This is a genomic window from Undibacterium sp. TC4M20W, assembly GCF_049340245.1.
Classification (GTDB): Bacteria; Pseudomonadota; Gammaproteobacteria; order Burkholderiales; family Burkholderiaceae_D; genus Undibacterium.
In genome coordinates this window covers 1-494 of the sequence record NZ_JBMPPI010000074.1, presented here as the reverse complement: position 1 = coordinate 494, position 494 = coordinate 1, and the positions used below count along the sequence as shown (strand labels likewise).

Sequence of the window (494 nt, the reverse complement as noted above, 5' to 3'; positions counted from 1 at the left end):
ATTTGTGCGGGGTTAACCACACTAACAGGGAATTTCTGTTGAGCGAAATAGTGTGCCACAGCCTCCCAATAAATACCTGTAGCTTCCATGCAGACATGGGCTATGGCCGCACCTTGCTTGTTGAGCCAGGCGCTTAATTCCTGAAACCCTTGCTGATTATTTTGAATTATTTTGTGGCGGAATTTGCCAGTTGTCAGGCGCAAAGTACAATCTAATTTCAGCTTCGCGACATCAATTCCCAAATGAAAATCGTGCATACAAATCCTCTGATAACCTACCTTGTGAATACGGGCTGCCAGCATGCTGGGCCAAAGATACTGTTCGATTTAAAACGAGGGGTGAGTGACTGGTGCAGAAATCTACGTCGCAGGTTTCAAACCTAAGGTACGATCCGGCATCCAGTCACTCGATCTTGATATGCCTACCAAGAACTTGTTGGTAGCTATATTAACGAATAACTACCGAAGGCGTCATAATACAAGGTACGATTAGCG

1 protein-coding gene is annotated in these 494 nt (G+C 45.1%); it reads right to left on the bottom strand.

What is annotated here, in order from left to right:
• Nucleotides 1-302 (bottom strand): IS110 family transposase (locus tag ACO0LL_RS30335; protein ID WP_422954537.1); only part of this gene is annotated, 302 nt, incomplete at its 3' end.
• Nucleotides 303-494 lie beyond the last annotated feature (192 nt).